This is a genomic window from Rufibacter sediminis (genome assembly GCF_014269285.1).
GTDB lineage: Bacteria > Bacteroidota > Bacteroidia > Cytophagales > Hymenobacteraceae > Nibribacter > Nibribacter sediminis.
Window position 1 is genome coordinate 21,997 of sequence record NZ_JACOAF010000058.1, and the last position, 20,883, is coordinate 42,879.

Sequence of the window (20,883 nt, forward strand, 5' to 3'; positions counted from 1 at the left end):
TCTTAGAACTGCTTGAATGGGTTCTCCGGCTTCACTAGGAGAACTTTCTCGCGTTCTACAATCACCGATCCTGGAGTAGCTCCTTTGGCTTTACGGACGTACTTTTTGGGGGTGTACAGCACCGGACACAGGCTGTCAGCTTTGCGTTTGGAGTAGAAGGCAGCGAGTTGGGCGGCTGTCTCCAATACGGGCGTAGGGATGGATTTACCTGATTGAAACTTGATCACCACGTGGGAGCCGGGAACATCTTTGGCATGCAGCCACAGGTCGTCTTTATGCGTGTGCTTCAGGGTGAGTTTGTCGTTTGCTTTCGCGTTTTTGCCCACCAGAATCTTAAACCCCATCGTCTCAAACGTATGATAGGGGAGATCCACCTGCGTGACGGCCTGGGTTGGGGCATGTTGTTTCAGGAAAGCCCGCAATTGGGGAGCCGTGGACAAAGCTTCCAGTTCCTGAACTTGTTTGGTCAAACGCTCCACTTCCTCCTCTTTGCGGTTCGCCCGCTCTTCTAACAACCGCAGCTCAATCTTCTGGTTCTTGGCTTTCCGGTAAAGGCGTTCCGCTGTCTTTTGCGGAGTCTCGGTGGCGTGGAGCTTGATGAGGCGATTGTTGTCTGCATAGAAGTCATACAGCTCCATCTCCTTGGCACCAGCCGGAATATTGCTCAGGTTGGCCATGATGATGTCAGCGGTCTGGGCATAAGGAGTGCCGTGGTGCCATTGTTCCAACTGCTCCTGTATCTGCCACCATATTTTCTGGGCACCCTCTAATTGGCGGCTTAACAGCTTGTGCGTGGAAGAATAGTTCTTTTGAAAGTATTCCTGAGAACGGTATTGCGGCACAAACGCGTTCAGCGCCAAGATAGGGTCAGGGAAAGTCTCCAGGATTTCACCAATGGGGAGCAGTGACAGCCGCAGAATCTTGTTATAGGTAACCAGGTAATAGCAGGAGGGATTCTTTAAAAGTTGAAGCATCTCCTGTACCATGTTCCACTGGTCTTCTGCCAGCAGATCAGGGTAGCCTTTCTCCTGTAAATACAGCCACGGAACATCTCCCAGCGTGGGGAGCATCTTCCGGAGGAGTTGCGGAGTTTGCAAAAAAGCCTCTTTCTCCAGGTGCCAGGATTGGTCCATCTGCCGGTAGTCCAGCTCCAGATCCTTAGAAAGCTTCTTATGGAAAAGCTCCACCGGTTGGTCCTCAACAAACAGCACCACATTAGACCGGTTCCCGAACAGTTTGAACAGCAGCACCCGTTGGTTGGTGAACCTGACAAAGAAGCTCCGTTCCTGTTGGTGAACCCGAACTTCCAAAACTTCTTCCCCCAACAAGGCGGGGAAAAGATCAACCGAGTTTTGACGGGCCCGGTTAAAAGTCTGCGGAAACTGGAGGCTGGAAAAAGTAGAGGTCTGAATGGCTTTCAGGTAGAACTCCTGTTCCCCCTTGTAAAAAGTCAGCATCAGCTCATCCTTTTCCTGACTGAAGGCTGCCTGCAATGTGAAGCCACGCAGCTCAGTGTCCAGTTTTAGGGCTAGTTTTCGTAAAAAGAAGTAATTCTGGTGCACGGTTACAAAGTAAAGGAAAGCCCGTCATACGCCAGTTTTGCAAAAGGAGGCAGTTCCTTCTCCACCAGCCGGTGCAAACCCAACAGATGACTGATATGGGTAAGGTACGCTTGCTCCGGGGCCAGCTCCTCTAAAACGGCAAGCGCTTCTGACAGCGAGAAATGGGAGATGTGCGGTTCTTTCCGGAGGGCGTTCAGGACCACAATCTTGGAGCCTTTTATCTTTTCCTTTTCCGCTTCTGAGATAGAATTCGCGTCGGTGATATACGTGAAATCGCCTATCCTGAACCCGAATACCGGCAAGCGGTGGTGCAGCACCTGGATGGGGGTGATGGTGATGCCGTGTACCTGGAATGGTTCGTTCTGAATGGGGTGGAGCTCTACCCGCGGCACCCCCGGATAAGTTTTATTCGTGAAGATGTAGCTAAACTCCTGCTGAAGTTGGTTGAGCACCCGCTGGTCGGCGTACAGCGGCATGTCAATGTGCTGCATGAAGTTGAACGCCCTGATATCATCCAGGCCGGCGGTGTGGTCTTTGTGCTCATGGGTGAAGAGCACGGCGTCTAGCCGTTTCACCCGCTCCCGCAGCATCTGTTGCCGGAAATCCGGACCAGCGTCAATGAGCAGCGACTTCCCGTCCACCTCCACCAGAATGGAGACCCTCAGCCGCTTGTCTCTATAATCCAAGGAACGGCAAACCTCACATTCACACCCAATGACGGGTACGCCCTGGGAGGTGCCTGATCCTAAGAAGGTTATTTTCACGCAGGAGTTATGGTTTGTTGTTTGATGGCCAGGTACAACTCCTGACTTTCAGGGCGTAAACTCTCCGGGCGTACGTCCACGGCCCGGAGAATCTCCACGAGGCAATTGATTTTCCCTTCCAAAGGGAAGTATTTGTTTACTACCGCTACTTTGGTGTCCTTCAAAAGGCAGAAGCCCGACTTGAAGGTCCCTTTCTCATACCGCAGCATGTACTCAGACTCTGCAAAGATATCCTCTAACCGGTTTAAAAAGGGCCGGGTATATTTCAGCTGCATACGTTACTAAAAATGGTAATGGGTTACTGCACGTATTCCTTTACGGTCTGCACCAGCATGTCAAAATCCAAAGGTTTAGGCAGGTAAGCGTTAATTCCGGCCTCTTTGAATTGTTCCAGGGTGTAGTTGTTGGCGTTCCCGGTTACGGCAATAATTGGAATTTTGGAGATCTGCGGATCTTCGTTGGCGCGAATCTCGCGAGTGCACTCCATTCCGTTTTTTACCGGAATGTTCAAATCCATAAGGATAGCGTCTATTTTCTGGTCTTGCACCTTCTTAAGAACTTCCCCGCCGTTTTTCGCCGACACTACTGTATAGTTCTGTAGTTCTAAGATTTTCTTAGTAAGATTCAGAATTACAGAGCTATCCTCTGCAATCAAAATGGTTTTAGACTCGGCCATGGTTAGTTCGATAAAATTTTATTACGATAGTTAGCCCTAAAATTAGTAAAACTTGATTCTAAATCAGAAAAGGTGGCGCTAACGAATGTGAATTTCCCTTTTTTTATGTCATGTTCCAACTCCTGCGCCAAAGTTGAAACAGAATCCAGCCCCAAAGTGGAGGCAGTACCTTTGATTTGATGCAGTGTACTTAAAATACCCTCATAATGTTGTGCGGCCACTTCTTTTTTGGCTTCTTCCAATAACTCTGAGGTCTCATCCTCAAAATCAATGTACAACTGGAGGGCAAAGTCATCGCCGCCGATGCTCCTGAGCTGCTCCACCACATTCATGTCCAGCGCCAGTTCACCAGCAGGTTGGATATCAATAGATTCTGGTGCATTGGTTGGAGTGGACGAAGGTGTGTCAGAAGGAACACCGTTGCCCAGCCACTTCAGAATTCGGTTGTAGAGGTCAGATATCTTGACTGGTTTAGAGACATAGTCGTCCAGGCCCTGGTTAAGAAACTTCTCGGCATCGTCTTTCATGGAGTAGGCCGTCATGGCCACGATAGGCGGACAATTCACCCCCAGCAGTTTCTTCAGTTCATGGGTAGCAGTCACCCCATCCATCTCCGGCATCTGAATGTCCATGAAAATGAGATCATAGGCCTTTTCAGTTGCCCGGGCAATGGCTTCAAACCCGTTGGAAGCCACATCGGCATGGCATCCCATCCGCTCCAGAAGCTTGATGGCCACTTTCTGGTTAATTTGGTTATCATCCACCAGAAGCAAAACTGGCTCGGGGTCAAAGGTGCCAATCTCCTCCAGCTCTTTGGAAGACTGTAGCTGCTCATGGATTTGGGTGATGTTATCGGCTTCATGGCACAGGATGGTGAACCAGAAGGTACTTCCTTTGCCCGTTTCAGATTCCACCCCAATTTCGCCGCCCAGCAGCTCACTAAGCTGTTTGGAGATGGCCAGACCTAAGCCCGTACCCCCGAAAGTCTTGGAAGAGGAGTTGTCTAACTGAGTGAAATTGGTGAAGAGCAGCTGGATGTCTTCCTCACTGATGCCAATCCCGGAGTCTTTCACCTGGAACATGAGTTTGTGTTCGTCGCCTACTCCGCCAATTCTGCTCACCTCCACGCGCACACTGCCTTCATTGGTGAACTTGATGGCATTAGAGGTTAGATTGGAGAGAATCTGCAGAAGGCGCGTTTCATCTGTCACAATGTACCGCGGCGTGTCTTCAGAGATGTCATAGGTGAAGGTGAGGTCTTTCTGCACGGCTCGGTTTGCAAACAGTGCATGGATTTTCTCCAGCGAGTTAGACAAATCAATGCCCGCTACATTCAGCTGCAGTTTCCCTGCCTGAATTTTGGAAAGATCCAGAATATCGTTCAGGATATCCAGCAACGCATCAGACGAGGTCCGCAGGGTGTTGATATAGTCTTTCTGCTCTTCGTTGACAGCGGTGTGGTGCAGTACGTCAATCATGCCAATGATTCCGTTCATGGGAGTACGCAGCTCATGGCTCATGTTGGCCAGGAACTGGTTTTTCACCTGAAGGGAGTTCTCCGCTACTTCCTTGGCCCTGATCAGTTCCCGCTGGGTGTCCTTCAGTTCGGTGATGTCACGGCACACGCCCTCAATGGCCACCGGCTCCTGGTTCTCATCCATGATGAGGCGCGAGTTGATCAAGACCTCTATCTCCTGATCCTGACTGGTGAGCAGCGCGGTCTCAAAGTTACGGACGCTTTTCTGTTCAAAGAGCATCCGGAGCAGTTCATCCCGATCTTCCGGCCGGGCGTAGAGTTCGCTGGCGTTCATGGCCATGGCCTCTTCCTGGGTATACCCCAACACTTCCTGCATAGAAGGGCTAATCAGCTGAAACTCGCCCTGCATGTCGGTTTTATAGTAAAGATCCTGAAAAGACTCAAAGATCTGCCTGAATTTCTCCTCGTTTACGGCCAGCGAAAGCTGCGAAATCTTTTTCTCGGTAATGTCCAGGGCAATGGCTGATACATCGTCAAACGTGCCGTCTTCCAGGTAGATTGGGTTCAGCAGAACTTCGCGCCAGCCGCTGGTACCATCCGGATGCCGTAACTCAATCTCAAACTGCTGCGCCTGGCCGTTGAACGCTGCCTCATAGGACTCTTTCATCAGATCAAAGTATTCTTTGTCGATGAAGGACTCCACCATTTTGTTGAGCTTCAAGCCCCACGCCGGCCAGCGCCCAGTCCAGGAGTGGATTTCATTGTTGAAGTTCTTGTTGAAGGACGTGAGATGGTACTGCCGGTTAACAGACCACATCAGGTGATTCCCGCTCTCAAAGATGGCTTTCAGGCGGGCATTCTGGATGTTGATCTGCTCCTCGTTTCGTTTCCGCTCAATGGCCAGGGCCACCTGGTTGGAAATAAAGTGCAGGATCTCAATATCAGACTGCACGTAGGCTTCTGGGTTTTTATAGTCCCGCACGGCAATCACCCCAATGATGCGCTCTCCAATAGAAAGGGGAGAGGACAGCATCACCTCTGGCACCACGCCGTTCACTTCTATCTGGCCTTTCTCCACCAGTTCCATGAAGTCTGCTTTGGAGGCATACAGCGGTTTGCCGGTTTTGATGATGTATTCCGTCATGCCCAGCGAGAAGGGCCGCGGAGCCGCCGGTACATTGGAGAGCTGGTCTACATAGTACACAAAATTGATCAGGTCTTTCTCCTCATCAAAAAGGGCGATGTAGAAGTTGTGCGTCTCAATGATCTTGCTGAGTTCCCGGTGGATGGCGCTGTACAAAGAGGGCAAATCCTTGGAGCTGATGGCCAGGTTGGCGATGCTGTAATATACTTTCTGCAGGCGTTCCGCCTTGATCCTGTCGGTAATGTCGTGGAGGATGGCGCGGGTGGCAATGGGTTTGCCGTCTTGCCAGCTGCAGTTGATACTGCCAATCAAGTGAATCGGCTTGCCGCTCTTGGTGAGGAAAACCGTTTCAATCTTGTTCACATCCTCGCCTTTGTACAGGTTGCGGAGCTGATAGATCAGTTTGGCTTTGTAATACGGGTGGACAATGTCATTGAGGGTGAGGTTCTCAATGTCAAAGTCGTTGTACCCCAGTTTTTCTTTCCAGGCCCGGTTTACGAAGATGAATTTATTGTCGGTGGAGATGTTCTGAATCAAGTCATGGGCGTTGTCAAACAGATCCTGGAGGCGGATTTTGTTGTCCTTCAGAGCCTCCATGGCAATCCGTTTATCGGTCATGTCTTTCCCCACGCCAGTGATGCCCACCACGTTGCCTTCCACATCCATCTCAAACATGATGTTCCAGCGCAGGATTTTAACGGATTGCGATTTGGTGATGAGCTCCCACTCATAGTAGCTGCGCAGAGACTGGTTTTGCAGGGCCTTCTTTATCTCCTGAATTCGGTTGGCACGGTCTTTTTCTGGCACAAAGAGCTCATAGTAGTTCTGTCCGATGACCTCTTCGCGCTTATACCCTGTGTATTGCAGAAAATAGTCGTTCACGTACACTACCTGCAGGTCCAGATCGGTGCTCACGTACGCCAGGTTCACCTGGCTCAGGAACGAGCGGAACTGGTGCATGGACTCGCGTAACACCTCCTGGCGGCGGATAAGGGCCTGGGCTTCTTTACGGGAAGTGATGTCCCGCACAATGCACTGCACAAAACTCACGCCTTCCAGTAAAATGGCGCTGAAACTGATCTCACTGTCCAGAATGGTGCCGTCAGATTTCTCAATGCGCCATTCCAGGCTGCGGGGCTGCCCGTCCTGCAGGGTGCTTTCAATGAGCTGAAGCGATTTCTCCACCGAGGAAGAGTTATCGGCCTGAAGTCCGGGGGAGAAATCGGCGAGGCGTTTGCCTATGATATTTTGCTTGTCACAGTCCAGCAGCACCGTTGCCTGGAAATTGCAATCAGCGATCTGGGTGTTGTTGAGCAGGAAAATAGAGTCATTGGAGGACTCAAAAAGGGTTTTGTACTTCCCCTCTGAGTAATGGAGTTCTTGCCGAAGTTCAAACCTAGAAAGATACGAGCTGACCTCTAAGCCCACGTGGTTGATGAACTCGGTGAGGCTGCTGGTCATGTGCATGGCGTCATCAATCAGCAGGATGATGGTGGCCAGGTATTGCTTGTCTGTGCTGATGGGCATGGCCAGCACCTCGCGTTTATTGAAAAGGTGCTGGAAATTACGGGAGATGCTCAGCAGCGAACGGTTTTTGTTTTTGTTTTCCAGTTGCGCCAGGAACTCAGGGTTGAGCGCCAGAAGGCTTTTATCTTTCAGCAGGTGCGACTGGTTTCCTTTGCTGCAGACCAGTTGCACCATGCGGGTGGCGGGCTGGTACACAAACACCCCGCCGCCGCTGATGCTGGGCACGGTAATCAGCTCGCCCAGTACCACGGAGAGAATGTCTTCGGGGGTTTTGAGGTTTTGCAGGAGCGGCAGGAGCTTGGCCATAAATTCCTGTTGTTCCTGCCGTTGGCGGCCGCCTTCTGAGGTGCTGCGGGTGTCTTCCATGGGCCGAGCCGTGCCCAGTATCACTTCCTGCCCGAAATACTTGCCGCATCTGAACGAAAGCCAGAGCGGGAAATGGGTGCCGTCACTGTTTTTGAACCACCAGTCAAAGCGCTGGGTTTTGCCTTCACAGGCCTGCAGAATTCTGGTTCTGAACGCGATCCTTTCTGAGGGGTTTAAGTCAAACGCCTCAAAAACGCTCTTGCCAATCAGGTCCTGCTTCTCAATCTGGATGAGGCTTACGGTTTCTTTGTTCAAGTCAATGAACAGGCCCTTCTTGTCCAGGATGAACAGGGGCTCGGTGCTTTCCTCAAAGATGGTGCGGTAACTTGACTCCGTGGCAAACATGTCGCCGGCCGGCATGATCTGGGCCGCGGCGGCCCTAACCGCAATGTACAGCAGTTCAAACCCGTCTTGGTGCACCAGGCTTGACTTAAAGTAAAGCACACTGGAGTCCAGTACCTTAAACTTGGGCTGAAAGAAGCCGCTCAGGTTTTTCCGGGTGCGCAGCAACCGAATGTTCCGGTCAAATTCTTGGCGCTGCTTCTCGTCCAGCAGTTCCTTGATGTTCATTCCCTCTGCAAAAGCGCCATCGGCGAAGAAGACTTCTTTCGCCTGCTGGTTGGCGCTCAGCAACGTGCCGTCCGGGGTGCACACAAACATGTATTTCCGGCTCCCGCTCACATGCTCGGCAAAGTCAATTAAATGGGTGGCGGCGGCTTCTTGGGCAGTTCTGCTTACCGTTAGGTTACTTGTTGTCATCTCCGTGTGTCTGCTAAATCAATCGCCGGTTCGCTGTGGCGGCACTTGGCTGGAATAAACGTACTTTAGCAAAAATAACCTAAAAATTGGTTTTTTTACGCAGAAGAAACCAGCAACCCCGTTTATGTCTGCTTATGGGTAAATCCATTGTTTTCACGGTCACCACAGACCTGAACCATGATCAGCGCATGCAGCGGATTGCCGGTACCTTAGCCCAGGCTGGCTATGCCGTTACTTTGGTGGGGCGGCAGTTACCCACTTCGGGTATTTTGCCGGAAAAGCCTTTCCGGCAAGTGCGATTTAGGTGCCTTTTCAGAAAAGGACCCCTTTTTTACCTGGAGTACAACCTGCGGCTGGCTTTCTGGTTTCTTTCCCATCGGTTTGATATTTACGGCGTGGTGGACGCCGATACCGCATTAGCAGGTCTGTTAACGGTAACATGGCGCAGAAAGCCGTTGGTATTTGATGCCCATGAACTTTTCCCCGAGATGCCCGAGGTGGTGCACCGGCCGGGGGTGAAGGGTTTTTGGGCTGTTTTGGAGAAAATGGCCTTTAAACGCGCTACGCTCGCCTATACCGTCAGTGCCTCGCTAGTTACTTATTTCCAGACGAAATACCACCGTGAAGTACACCTGATCCGGAACATGCCGGTGCGCCAGCACGCGTTAGCCTTGCCCGAAGAGCCGCCGTACTTTATCTACCAGGGAGCCCTGAACGTGGGCCGGGGACTGGAAGTGACCTTGAAAGCGCTGCAACACGTGCCCGCCCGGCTGGTGATCTGTGGGGATGGGCCGCTGCGCAAGAACCTTGAAACGCTGACCCAGGAGCTGGGAATAGAGGATAAGGTGATTTTCAAAGGCAATTTGGCTCCCGCAGCCCTGACCCAGATGACTGCCGCCGCCTGGGCCGGCATCATGCAGCTGGAAAATCAGGGCCTGAGCTATTACTACTCTCTGGCGAATAAATTCTTTGACTACGTACAGACCGGAATTCCGCAGGTTTGCGTGCCTTTTCCCGAGTACCAGCAGTTGAACGCTCAGCACGAGGTGGCGCTGTTGGCTCCTGCAGAGGTGGAGGAAGTCCGGGCGGCGCTGTTAACTTTGCTGCAAGATCAGGAAACGTACCTCCGGTTACAGCAAAACTGCCTGCGCGCGCGGGAAGAGTGGAGCTGGCAAACCGAGGGACAGAGACTGATGCATCTTTACGCCCAACTCTGATGAAGCAGCCCCGATTTCTGATTGTAGTAGTAGGACCCACGGCCGTGGGCAAGACCGATTTCTGCGTGCAGCTGGCCCGGCATTTCCAGACCGAGATTCTCTCCATGGATTCAAGGCAGTTTTTCCGGGAGATGAGCATCGGCACAGCCAAGCCTTCGGCTGAGGAGCAAGGTGGGGTGGTGCATCATTTCATTGATTCGCATTCCATTCTGGAGGAGTACAATGCCGGCCAGTTTGAAGCAGACGCCTTGCAGTTGCTCCAAGGGCTGTTCAAAGAACACCAGGTAGTGCTGGCCACCGGCGGCTCGGGGCTGTACGTGCGGGCGCTCACCGATGGCCTGGATGAGATGCCGGAGATCCTGCCCGGGGTGCGGGAGAACCTCATGGAAAGGCTGGCTACGGAGGGCTTACCGGCCCTGGTACAGCAGCTTCAGGAGCTGGACCCCGTCTATGCCGATCAGGTGGATGTCCAGAATCCGCAGCGGGTGGTACGGGCGCTGGAGGTTTGCCTGAGCAGCGGGCAGCCGTATTCCACTTTCAGAACCAAAAGCCAGGAACGGGAGCGGAGTTTCCACCTCATCAAAATCGGCCTGAACCGCGACCGCCAGGAACTGTATGACCGCATTGACCAGCGCATGGACCTGATGCTGGAGCAGGGCTTATTGGAGGAAGTCCAACGGCTGTTGCCGTACCGCCAGCACCAGGCCCTGCAAACCGTGGGTTACACCGAGCTGTTCGGCTTTCTGGACGGCGCTTATCCATACGAGGAAGCAGTAAGGCTGCTCAAGCGGAACAGCCGGCGCTACGCCAAGCGGCAACTCACCTGGTTCAACCGCGATCAGGACATCCAGTGGTTTCACCCGAGCCAGTTTTCTCAGGTGCTGGACTACATCCAAACGCAAATCCAGCGGGCAGAACAAGCATAAGCAACATCGCCATAAATGGGATATGGCCTAAGATAATGCCGATGCAGTCGTTTAAAGGGCCTTTTTCTCAAAAGAGCCCCAAAACGACCGCATCGGTTCAAGCCAAGCTCAAGGAGCTTACTTCGGGTAAAAAGGAGGCAAGGGGTTGAGCTTGGTGTTCTGCCGTTGGTGCCAGTACGGGTAAATGGGAGGCGCTTCACTGGCGGCATCCAGTCGCTTGATCTGCTCCATCGTCAGGTTCCAGCCCACGGCACCCAGGTTTTGCTTGAGCTGTTCCTCGTTTCGGGCACCAATGATAATACTGGAGACGGTAGGCCGCTGTAAAAGCCAGTTCAGGGAGATTTGCGCCACGGTTTTGCCCGTCTCGGCGGCTATCTCATCCAAGACATCCAGAATGTTGTAGAAAAGTTCTTCCGGTACCACGGCTTCGGGCACGGGGCTGCCGCCCTGCGCCACACGGCTGTCCTGGGGCAACGGCTGGCCTCGGCGGTATTTTCCGCCTAAACGCCCGGCCGCCAGCGGAGACCAGATGATGCTGCCCACGTTCTGGTCCAAGCCCAGAGGCATCAGTTCCCATTCATACTCGCGGTTAGTGAGCGAATAGTACACCTGATGCGCCACGTAGCGGTTCCAGCCATATTTCTCTGATACGGCCAGGGATTTCATCAGGTGCCAGCCCGAAAAGTTGGAGGCGGCAATGTAGCGCACCTTGCCGCTTTGCACCAGGTCATCCAGGGTGCGCAGGGTTTCCTCCACGGGCGTGTTCCCGTCGAAGCCGTGCATGTGGTACAGGTCAATGTAGTCGGTGTTGAGGCGTTTCAGGCTGCCCTCCACCTGCCGCAGCAAATGAAACCGCGACGAACCCTGGTTGTTTGGGCCTTCACCGAAGGGGAAAGTGCCTTTGGTGGAGATCAGGACTTCCTGCCTTCTTCCTTCTAGCGCCTTGCCCAGAATTTCCTCCGCCATCCCTTGTGAGTAGATATCGGCGGTGTCAAAGAAGTTGACCCCGGCCTCAAGGCAGAGATCGATCATGCGGGTGGCTTCCTCCACCTGGGTGCTTCCCCAGGCCTTGAAGAACTCACCGCCCCCGCCAAAAGTAGCCGTCCCGAAGCTGAGCACCGGCACCTGCAAACCAGATGCTCCCAATTGTCTGTATTCCATGTTCCTGCTGTTGGATTGAATGTCTACAAACGATGCTTTACGTGATTGGGTTAGCGAAGAGAGACCTGTAAACGGTAATCAGCGCCTCATGAAGCCCGGAGGAAAAGCCGTAGCGGAAAATTTTCAGTAGGGCAGGAGCTGGCAGCAAAAAGCCTTTTGGGCCTGTTTTCTGAAAAACAGGCCCAAAAGGCTTTCAATTAGGTGCTCAGAAAAGCGCGGGTTACACGCTCAGGACTTCCACCAGTTTGAGGAAACTCTCGCTGATCGGCTTTTTCTTGGTGATGGTGTCATGGAAAGGCGTGTACACAATCTCGCCGTTCATCACGCCCACCATTTCGTTGGCGCGGCCAGCAATGAGGCCTTCCACGGCGGCCATGCCCATCTGGCTGCTCAGCAAACGGTCGGCGGCCGTTGGGGTGCCCCCGCGTTGCACGTGCCCGATGATGGTCACCTTGGCGTCCATCTGCGGCAGGGCTTGTTTCACCTTGGCGGCAATCTCAGTGGCTCCGCCTTCTTCGTCGCCCTCAGCCACAATAATAATGAACGAGGTTTTGGAACGGCGCCAGCCTTGCTGCAGGGTCTCAATCACTTCAGACATGGACGTAATGGTCTCCGGGATCATCACCATTTCGGCTCCGCCGCCAATGGCGCAGGGCAAGGCAATGTAACCCGAGTCACGGCCCATCACTTCCACGAAGAACACGCGCTCATGGCTGTCTGCGGTGTCTCTGATCTTGTCAATGGCGTCCAGGGCGGTATTCACCGCGGTGTCATAGCCAATGGTGTAGTCGGTGCCGTACAGATCGTTGTCAATGGTGCCGGGGGCCCCGATGATGGGAATGCCGTACTCTTCATAGAAGACCTTGGCGCCGGTAAAGGTCCCGTTCCCGCCGATGGCTACAATGCCCTCAATCCCGAATTTGGATATCTGCTCGAAGGCGCGTTTCCGGCCCTCCGGCGTCTGGAACTCCAGGCAGCGCGCCGATTTCAGGATGGTACCGCCTTTTTGGATAATATTGCTCACGGAGTGGGAGAACAACCGGTAGATTTCCCCCTGGATCATGCCGTTGTAGCCACGACCAATTCCGTATACTTCTAATTTATGGTAAACCGCCGTCCGCACAACCGCGCGTATACAGGCATTCATTCCCGGGGCATCTCCCCCAGACGTAAAAACAGCTATTTTCTTCATCTTAACATCTAAAACGAGCCGCAAAGTAAGGCATTACCTAAGAAAACTCAAGCTTTTTTGCTGGCTTCCGCGCTAAATACCCGCATAAAGGGCTCGCCAGGGTTGCCGCGTTTATGCGCTACTTTTACAAAGATGTACGATTAAAAGACCCGGATAGAAAAATATAAATACTTTTCGCTGATTGGTACATCGATTTTTCTCAAAAACGCGTAATTTATATACTGAAAAAAGCATGGTGCAAAATTTGGGCAAGCGCCGTGCCACCGCAGGAAAAAACATCCACCATCAATCATCTACCTCTATGTTTTCAATTTTTGAGAGTGAAGAAACAAAACGGCTTAAAAGCCACATTGTTAACCTGGGCGCTTTGGCTAAAATTGATGGGCATATTGATTCAGCGGAGATGGAGCATATCATCTCCATTGGTGAGCGCAAGGGAATGCGTGCGCAGGATGTAAGGGCCCTGCTGGCCAACTGCGGCAGCGTAAAGCTCACCATGCCTAACAATGACATTGACCGCTTTGATCAGATCTACGACCTGGTGGAGATGATGCTCGCCGATGGCATTGTGGACGACAGCGAGATGGAGTTCTGCATTGACATCGCCACCAAGATGGGCTTCCGGAAGGCCGTGGTTGGGGTGCTGGTGAAGAAAATCACCACCGGGGTGAAAGACGGCCTCACCCGCGAGGAAATCAAGAACGAAGCCATCCATTTCCTGGAGCTCCAATAAGTTTTTACCCCTTAGTCGCCCGTCTCGTATCTCCTGAACTTCCCTTTCTCCCACACATACGTGGCCGTATAATTCTCAGCTCCCACGGATATGCCATCCTGCGGCAGCACAATGTCCTTCTGGCGGGTGGCGTAATCATAATACCGGTCCGATTTTTTAGCCAGTGTCAGGTACTGGATACTTCTCTTTTTCCCCTCCAATTGATACAGCTGATCTCGGGTGAGCAGGTGCTCCTGAAAATCGTCTGCGCTGTTTTTCAGGAAAACGTAGACAAACACCGAGTCCCGCTCCTGGAGCTGGATCGCGTAGTCTTGCTTTTGGTCGCCGTTAAAATCTGCCTCTATGAAATAAGGTCCCTGTTCTTCCTGGGGAATACGCGCCAGATCGCCGGAGGTCAGGGCTGGCAACTGCCATAGGCCATGCGTCCGGTCCAGGTGGACCTCCAGTTCGGCGGGGAGCTGCTGTTTCACATCCAGCGGCAGGGTAGTGGTGGCGGTTCCGTCAATGCGAGTATTACTCACCGAGTCTACTACTTGGTCAAGGGCGGCCGTGTCTGCGGCTGGAGTGGTGGTAGCGAGCGTTTCTTGGGCCTTTTCCGGAGAACAGCCCCAAAGCAGGGGAGCAACTAAATAGAGAATACGTTTCATGCGTAAACAAAAGGGTGTTCTCTTTGTACGCAGGCAACTTGGTTCTGGCTGCCCCAGGCGGTTTGGTTTTGGGCTTGTTTTCTGAAATCAGGGTCTAAACCGTTTTCATCGGCCAGAAGATGGGCACCATGATCAGGATGAGGATTACCAGCAACAGGGTAAGGCCTGAGCCTATTTTAAGGAAGTCTTTGAACGAATATTTACCAGGGCCATACACCAGAATACAGGAAGGTTCAAACGGTGTGACCAGCGAAACCGAGGCTGACAGCATGATGGCGATGGCGAACGTGCGCGGATTGGCATCCAGCTGTAAGGCCGTTTGCAGCGCCACCGGCAATACCACCAACGCCGCCGCCGCATTGGACATGGGCTGAGTCAGGAAGACGGTGAGCAGCACGAAACCGGCCAGAATCACGATGGTTCCGAAGGGTTCCAGTAAATTAACGATCCCGTTGGCCAGAAACTTGTCAGCGCCGGTGTTCTCCATGGCCATCCCGAAGGCCGTCATCCCGCCAATCAAAATCAGAAGGCGCCAGTCAATCACTTGGTAGGCGCGGTCCGTGGAGATGCACTTGAAGAGCACGCTCAGCACGGCGGCCCCCAGAAAACAGATGGAGAGCGGTAACAGATTCAAGCTGCCCAAAAGAATGGCTACAATGAAGAAAGACAGGGTCAGAATGCCTTTGCGCTCCTTGAAGAGAATGGGTTTAAATTCGTCCAATACTGCCAGGTGCTGGTTCGTTTTGAGGTATTCCAGGCGTTCCGCCGATCCCTGCACCAGCAGCAAATCTCCTAACTGCAGCTGCACATCCCCAATCTTGGTTCTGATGGTTTCGCCCTGGCGGGAGACGGCCAGCACCACCAGCCCAAACCGCCGGAGGAACTCAATCTGCTTGATGGTATTCTTCAACAGATCAGACTTACCGGTGATCAGGATCTCTGCTAAACGAATGTCGCCGCCCACCAGGTCATCCTCCACAATCACATCGGCCAGAATCTGAATGCCCTTGGTTTCCTTCACCTTGATGAGGTCCTCAATCTCGCCCTCCACCAGCAGCACATCGTTGGTTCTGATGCGGGTGCGGTAGTCCGGCAAAAAGTTTTCCTTGCTCCGGATGATGTTCAGAATCCGGAAACCCATCTTGGAAAGGTCTGAGGTGAACGCCACCTGCCCAATCAGAGGGGAATCTTCCTGGACAATGATCTCAGTGAGGTAAGTTTTGATGTTGTAGCGGGTGGTGAGGCCCTGCGGCGCGTTATTGGGCAGCATGCGCTTGCCAATGGTCATCATGTACGCGATGCCCACCACAAAAATGATCATCCCCACGCCGCTGAATTCAAAGAAGCCGAACGGCTCATATCCCGCCTTGGTCATGTACCCGCTCACGGCCACGTTGGTGGAAGTGCCGATGAGCGTACACGTACCGCCCAGAATGGAGGCATACGCCAAAGGCATGAGGTATTTGGAGCTGCTGGTGCGCATTTTCTTGGCCACCCCCACAATGGGCGTCACAAAGAGGGCCGTCACCGTGGTGTTATTCATGAACGCCGACACCAGCCCCGGGAAGAACATGATGAAAAACAGCAGGATGTTGGGCCTGTGCCCAGCGTGCCGCATGAGCCAGTTGACCAGGAAATCGAGAATACCCGTGTCTTCCAGCGCCGCGCTCAGCACAAAGATAGAGGCTAGAATGATGATGAAGTCACTGCTGAACCCGGCAAAGGCCTCGGCCGGAGTGATGATCTGAAAACTGGTCAGGATGATCAGCAGGATAAGGGTGACCACGTCAACCGACAGTTTCTCTGAGGCGAACAGGGCAACGGCAGCCAGGAGTAAGAACAGAACTAAGGCTATCTCCATGTGGTGGGCACCAGGTTAAACGTGAAAGCGGGATTTATAGAAATGGGGGTCAAAACAGCGGAATAAGCTTTTACTGATTCGTGTCTTGTACTGCAACGGGGTATAAAAGGTTCAAGAATCTACTGGTACTGTTTTGGGGTTCTTTTAGTGAAAAGAGGTTAAAAGCGCACTTCTTCTTGGATGGCGGCCAGAATGATGTCACAGGCCTCGTCAATCTCAGGGAAAGTGATGGTGAGGGGCGGGGCAATGCGCATGGATTTGTCACAGAACAGGAACCAGTCAGTGAGGGCACCTTTCAGAATGGCGTTGTCAATGATGGGTTTCAGAATGTCAAACGATTCAAACTCTACGGCCATCATCAAGCCCAGATTCCTGATTTCCCGGATGGCCGGGTGCACCAGCCGTTCCTTGAACCGGGCCGCCTTGGCACCCACCTGGGCCAACAGCCCTTCCTCCTGAATCACCTGGAGCGTGGCGAGCGATGCCGCGCACGAAACCGGGTGCCCGCCAAAGGTGGTGATATGGCCCAGCATAGGGTCATTTTTGAGGGAATGCATGATCTCCTGCCGCGAGATGAACGCTCCGATGGGCATTCCGCCGCCCATGCCTTTGGCGCAGGTGAGAATATCGGGCACCACGCCAAACTGCTCAAAGGCCCAGAAAGTGCCGGTGCGGCCAAAACCACTCTGAATCTCGTCCAGAATAAGCAAGGCACCCACTTCTTTACAACGCTTCCGAAGAGCCTGCATATAATCAACGGATGGGACCCGAACCCCGGCTTCGCCCTGTACCGTCTCCAGAATGACGGCAGCGGTCCGACGGGTAATCTGCGCCAGATCTGCCTCCTGATCATGGCGGATGTGCCGCACATCCGGCAGAAGGGGCCGGAAAGCGCGCTTAAAGCTCTCGGAGCCATTCAAGGAAAGCGAGCCCTGGGTAGAGCCGTGGTAGGCGTTCTCAAAGGCAATCAGCTCCGTGCGCCCCGTGAAGCGTTTGGCCACTTTGCAGGCCCCTTCCACCGCTTCGCTGCCCGAAGACACAAAATAGACGTTGTCCAGCCCGGCCGGTAGAGTTTGCGCCAGCGCGTGGGCCAACTGGGCGGGGGGCGCTTGCACAATCTCGCCATACACCATCAGGTGTAGGTATTTGTCTATTTGCCCCTGAATTGCGGCTATGACTCTGGGGTGCCGATGGCCTACGTTGCTCACCCCAATCCCCGCGATCATGTCCAGGTAGCGCTCCCCGTTGGGGCCGTACATGTACACGCCCTCGGCTCGCTCTACTTCTAACAGCAATGGGAAATCGGTGGTCTGGGCCTGGTGTTGCAGGAAAAGCTGACGGGGAGAAAGCATAGCGGTCTGGTTTGTTGCGGGGCAAAGATACGAAGAACTAAATAGAGGACTCCCTTTCATTACCCCTTGGTCACCTAACGTAAATTTGGTTTCCTGTTTTAAGGCCGATTTCTGGAAAACAGCCCTAAAACGCTTCTGGCATGTTTGAAGACCTGAAATATTTTTAATGTTTAAAGAACCATTCACCTGCGTTCCATCGGCACTGGGCCGCATGCGTAGCCCAGTGCCGATGGAACGCAAGCAGTGGCGATTCAACGAGCAATGACCCACGCTTACTATGGAACAGAGTACAGCAGCGGGGTGGTACCATTTATTGAAGAAAAGACTGTCTGAGCGTCAGCGAGTTTCTTTTCTTCATGATTATTTTGGTTAGGTTGAACATCCAGGATCAACCTGACAAACGCGGGCAGACCGCGGCTCCAGCCCCGAGGCTTGGCAGGACAAAAATGAAGAGCAAAGGCGGATAGGTAATCTGAAAGGCAGTCATGGTCGTTGGTGAGAACACCAACAACGGCGGGAAATGGATCAGCAGGTGTAAACATCCCCCTTCGCCCCCTTCAAAGGGGGAATCTCGGCAGTCATAGCAATGCCTATTTTGAGTCTCACGGCTCACTGAAGTTTCAAACTTCAGCTCATTGTAGATCCAAGTTGGAAACTTGAACCAGTGATAGTTTTAGAACTTAACGGCCCTATTCCTTCAGAGGGAAAATCTCTGCTTTAGAGAAGTTTAGTGGTAGTTAAACGAAGTGAAATGATGTGAACAGCACACTGGCAGGTGAAAAACTACAAAGCAAGTCTCGTCTTCAAACTCCTGTTTTCTATCTCTTTTCCTGAAAACACCCTAAAAACAAAAAGGGAGACTTTCGCCTCCCTCTCCACGCTAAAACTAAATCTTTATTTACTCGCCGTCTGAAGACGTTCCAGTAGCAGCTTGGTGAACTCGCGCTCGGCGCGGTAGAAAAGGGCCAGTTGCTTCGGGCTGATGATGCGCAGGTACTTGTCCATGTACTCCTTTTCCAGGTCCAGTTCGCGCTGACGCAGGTCTAAACGGGCTTCCAGGCCGGCCTGAATCTGGTCATCGGAAAGGGCATTCAGGTTCTGTTCTTTGTAGGGGCGGCTTTTCTGGCGCAGGTCGTTCCGCTTGCGGTCGTGCTCCTGGTAAACGGGCCAGAAACGCTGCGCCTGCTCGCCGGACAGATTGACTTTATCAGTGATGAACGCAATTTTGGCCGTCTCTATCTTTTCGATGCGGGCCTTGCGTTCCTCCGGGGTTTCTTTCTTCTGGCCCTGTGCCACCGAGACGGTGCCGGTGAGCAGAAAAAACAGAAGCATTACGCTTGAAAACTTCATTCTTTTAAAATTAACGGTACTCATACTCCTCTTCCAACAACTCTTTGGTTTGCTCCTCATTTACATCGGTGGCGCGTACGTCCAGGAACTCCAGCGTCTGGTGCGGCTTCACGGCCGGCACTTCGGCCAGGTCAGCGGTCACCAGGTCTTCATTATTCAACAGGTAGTGATAGATTTCTTTCTGAGACACCTGGGCCATGACCGTATCCACAGAGGTATCTGGGGAGAAATAATGGGTGATCAGAAAAGACAAGGCAAACACCACACCCAACGAGGCACCGGCCACGGCGGTCTTGAACTGCCAGAACCAGGAAGCCGGCGAAACGGTACGCCCTTGGGCATACGCCGTCCGTTCCATGATGCGGGTAGGCAAGGCATCAAAGTAATGCTCAGGCACCTGAAAGCCAGGGTCTTTGGGTAAATCTGCCATATCAAACTGCTTTTTCCTATCCATCTGGTGGTTAGATGTGTTTTGGGGAGAGAGGTTTAATCTTTTTTCAAATATTCTTCGATTTTTTTTACCGCTATGTGGTAAGAGGCCTTCAGAGCGCCCACGGAGGTGCCCAGAATCTCGGAGATTTCCTCGTATTTCAGCTCATCGAAGTATTTCATGTTGAAAACCAGACGTTGCTTGTCGGGCAGACGCAGAAGTGCCTTCTGAAGTTTCAGTTGAATCTCGTCGCCGGAGAGGGTGTCGGTGGAATCCAGCTTCTCGGAGAGCTCGGCGGCCACGTCATGGATGGGCAGGAAGAAACGCTTCTTTTTAGCGCTCAGGAAGTTAAGGCACTCGTTCGTGGCAATGCGGTAGATCCAGGTGTAGAGCTGGGCGTCTTTCCTGAAATTCTCTAAATGTGTCCAGACTTTCACGAATACCTCCTGCGTCAGGTCATCGGCATCGTCATGGTCGATCACCATTTTACGCACGTGCCAGTAGACCTTCTGCTGGTACTTGCGCACCAGTTGGTTAAAGGCCAGGTTCCGGGAGTCCGGGTGCTGAAATTTCTCTAAAATCTCTAAGTCTTCCAAGGGAAGGAGGCGGTTCGTGGGAGGTGACTAGTCGGTCTTTTTTGCGAGTAGAGGTATAATCAAATTCTGCCTTGGAACATGGTGGTAAAAAAGGGAGCTTCTGTTTTAAGGCCGATTCTGGGAAAACGACCTTAAAACAGAAGCCAAATATAATAGGTATAAACCGTATATTCCCCTGGAGGAGAAGACTATTTGCGCGCCATCACGCGCTGCACGGCGGCCACAATGCTCTGCTCGTTGAGGCCGTATTTCTCCATCAGTTCCTCTGGGGTGCCGCTTTCGCCAAACGAGTCGTTCACGCCTACCAGCTCCAGCGGCAGAGGCAGGTTCTGCGCCAGCAAACGGGCCACAGATTCGCCCAGGCCCCCGTTGAACTGGTGTTCCTCCGCGGTGACCACGCAGCGGGTTTTGGCTACGGAGGCAAGAATGGCCTCGGTATCCAGCGGTTTAATGGTGTGAATGTTGATGATCTCGGCGTCAATGCCTTGCTCGGCCAGCAGTTTGCCCGCCAGAATCGCTTTCCAGACCAGGTGGCCGGTGGCGATGATGGTCACGTCCTTGCCCTCGTTGAGCATCACGGCTTTGCCGATCTCAAATTTCTGATCAGCAGGGGTGAAGTTGGGCACCACCGGGCGGCCGAAGCGCAGGTACACCGGACCTTCGTACTCGGCGATGGCGATGGTGGCGGCTTTGGTCTGGTTGAAGTCACAGGGGTTGATCACCGTCATGTGCGGCAGCATTTTCATCATCCCGATGTCCTCCAGAATCTGGTGGGTGGCGCCGTCCTCGCCCAGCGTCAACCCCGCGTGCGAGGCGCAGATCTTCACGTTCTTACCCGAATACGCCACACTCTGCCGGATCTGGTCATACACCCGACCGGTGGAGAAGTTGGCGAACGTGCCCGTAAATGGGATTTTGCCGCCAATGGTCATGCCCGCCGCCAGACCAATCATGTTGGCCTCGGCAATGCCCACCTGAAAGAACCGCTCCGGAAACTCCTTGATGAAGTCGCCCATTTTAAGGGAACCCACCAGGTCGGCGCAGAGCGCCACTACGTTCGGATTGGTTCTGCCTAGTTCCAGCAAACCAGCCCCGAAACCGGAGCGGGTATCTTTAGATTCTGAGTAAGGGAAGTCCTTCATC

At 53.0% G+C, this 20,883-nt stretch carries 17 protein-coding genes; 3 read left to right on the forward strand and 14 right to left on the reverse strand.

The genetic code is table 11. The features are described from left to right. Nucleotides 1-2 precede the first annotated feature (2 nt). Genes H7U12_RS20870 through H7U12_RS20890 form a run of 5 tightly spaced genes read right to left on the reverse strand, consistent with a single transcriptional unit; the run spans nt 3 to nt 8,275 of the window. Nucleotides 3-1,562: an NFACT RNA binding domain-containing protein gene (locus tag H7U12_RS20870; protein ID WP_186641829.1), complete on the reverse strand. Its 1,560-nt coding sequence runs from the start codon at nt 1,560-1,562 to the stop codon at nt 3-5. 2 nt (nt 1,563-1,564) lie between these two features. After that, a complete protein-coding gene (locus tag H7U12_RS20875; protein WP_186641832.1) occupies nt 1,565-2,326 on the reverse strand; it encodes an MBL fold metallo-hydrolase in 762 nt (253 codons plus the stop codon). Further along, nucleotides 2,323-2,601, reverse strand: coding sequence for a hypothetical protein (locus H7U12_RS20880; protein WP_186641834.1), 279 nt, complete (start codon nt 2,599-2,601; stop codon nt 2,323-2,325). Before H7U12_RS20880 ends, H7U12_RS20875 begins: the two co-directional genes overlap by 4 nt. Nucleotides 2,602-2,624: 23 nt before the next feature. Then, entirely contained in the window at nt 2,625-3,002 is a 378-nt protein-coding gene (locus H7U12_RS20885) for a response regulator (protein WP_186641836.1), read from the reverse strand. Nucleotides 3,003-3,004: 2 nt separating this feature from the next. Continuing rightward, nucleotides 3,005-8,275, reverse strand: coding sequence for a PAS domain S-box protein (locus tag H7U12_RS20890; protein WP_186641838.1), 5,271 nt, complete (start codon nt 8,273-8,275; stop codon nt 3,005-3,007). A gap of 134 nt (nt 8,276-8,409) precedes the next feature. Here H7U12_RS20890 and H7U12_RS20895 point away from each other — a divergent pair, with 134 nt between their 5' ends. Both H7U12_RS20895 and miaA read left to right on the forward strand, forming a co-directional pair. Then, nucleotides 8,410-9,492 (forward strand): glycosyltransferase, encoded by a 1,083-nt coding sequence (locus H7U12_RS20895; protein ID WP_186641840.1) that lies wholly within the window; start codon nt 8,410-8,412, stop codon nt 9,490-9,492. Continuing rightward, on the forward strand, nt 9,492-10,418 hold the full coding sequence (gene miaA / locus H7U12_RS20900; protein WP_186641842.1) for a tRNA (adenosine(37)-N6)-dimethylallyltransferase MiaA: 927 nt from the start codon (nt 9,492-9,494) through the stop codon (nt 10,416-10,418). The genes H7U12_RS20895 and miaA overlap by 1 nt, the downstream gene beginning before the upstream one ends. 117 nt (nt 10,419-10,535) lie before the next feature. Here the strand turns inward: miaA and H7U12_RS20905 are convergent, their stop codons facing one another. Both H7U12_RS20905 and pfkA read right to left on the reverse strand, forming a co-directional pair. Further along, entirely contained in the window at nt 10,536-11,579 is a 1,044-nt protein-coding gene (locus tag H7U12_RS20905) for an aldo/keto reductase (protein ID WP_186641844.1), read from the reverse strand. Between the two features lie 220 nt (nt 11,580-11,799). Continuing rightward, a complete protein-coding gene (gene pfkA, locus H7U12_RS20910) occupies nt 11,800-12,771 on the reverse strand; it encodes a 6-phosphofructokinase (protein ID WP_186641851.1) in 972 nt (323 codons plus the stop codon). Between the two features lie 367 nt (nt 12,772-13,138). Here pfkA and H7U12_RS20915 point away from each other — a divergent pair, with 367 nt between their 5' ends. Then, entirely contained in the window at nt 13,139-13,504 is a 366-nt protein-coding gene (locus H7U12_RS20915) for a tellurite resistance TerB family protein (RefSeq protein WP_241749595.1), read from the forward strand. 11 nt (nt 13,505-13,515) lie between these two features. Here the strand turns inward: H7U12_RS20915 and H7U12_RS20920 are convergent, their stop codons facing one another. From H7U12_RS20920 to H7U12_RS20950, 7 genes are all read right to left on the reverse strand, one after another. After that, nucleotides 13,516-14,151: a hypothetical protein gene (locus H7U12_RS20920; protein ID WP_186641854.1), complete on the reverse strand. Its 636-nt coding sequence runs from the start codon at nt 14,149-14,151 to the stop codon at nt 13,516-13,518. A 94-nt stretch (nt 14,152-14,245) separates the two neighbouring features. Then, nucleotides 14,246-16,012 carry an SLC13 family permease gene (locus tag H7U12_RS20925; protein WP_186641856.1) on the reverse strand — a complete coding sequence of 589 codons (1,767 nt, stop codon included), beginning with the start codon at nt 16,010-16,012 and terminating at the stop codon, nt 14,246-14,248. A 158-nt stretch (nt 16,013-16,170) separates the two neighbouring features. After that, entirely contained in the window at nt 16,171-17,364 is a 1,194-nt protein-coding gene (locus H7U12_RS20930) for an aspartate aminotransferase family protein (protein ID WP_186641864.1), read from the reverse strand. Between the two features lie 894 nt (nt 17,365-18,258). Further along, on the reverse strand, nt 18,259-18,714 hold the full coding sequence (locus H7U12_RS20935) for a hypothetical protein (RefSeq protein ID WP_186641866.1): 456 nt from the start codon (nt 18,712-18,714) through the stop codon (nt 18,259-18,261). A gap of 10 nt (nt 18,715-18,724) precedes the next feature. Continuing rightward, complete coding sequence (locus H7U12_RS20940; RefSeq protein WP_186641868.1) at nt 18,725-19,144, reverse strand: hypothetical protein; 420 nt, start codon at nt 19,142-19,144, stop codon at nt 18,725-18,727. A 56-nt stretch (nt 19,145-19,200) separates the two neighbouring features. Further along, on the reverse strand, nt 19,201-19,740 hold the full coding sequence (locus tag H7U12_RS20945) for an RNA polymerase sigma factor (RefSeq protein WP_186641871.1): 540 nt from the start codon (nt 19,738-19,740) through the stop codon (nt 19,201-19,203). Nucleotides 19,741-19,928: 188 nt separating this feature from the next. Continuing rightward, nucleotides 19,929-20,882 carry a transketolase family protein gene (locus tag H7U12_RS20950; protein WP_186641873.1) on the reverse strand — a complete coding sequence of 318 codons (954 nt, stop codon included), beginning with the start codon at nt 20,880-20,882 and terminating at the stop codon, nt 19,929-19,931. Nucleotide 20,883 lies beyond the last annotated feature (1 nt).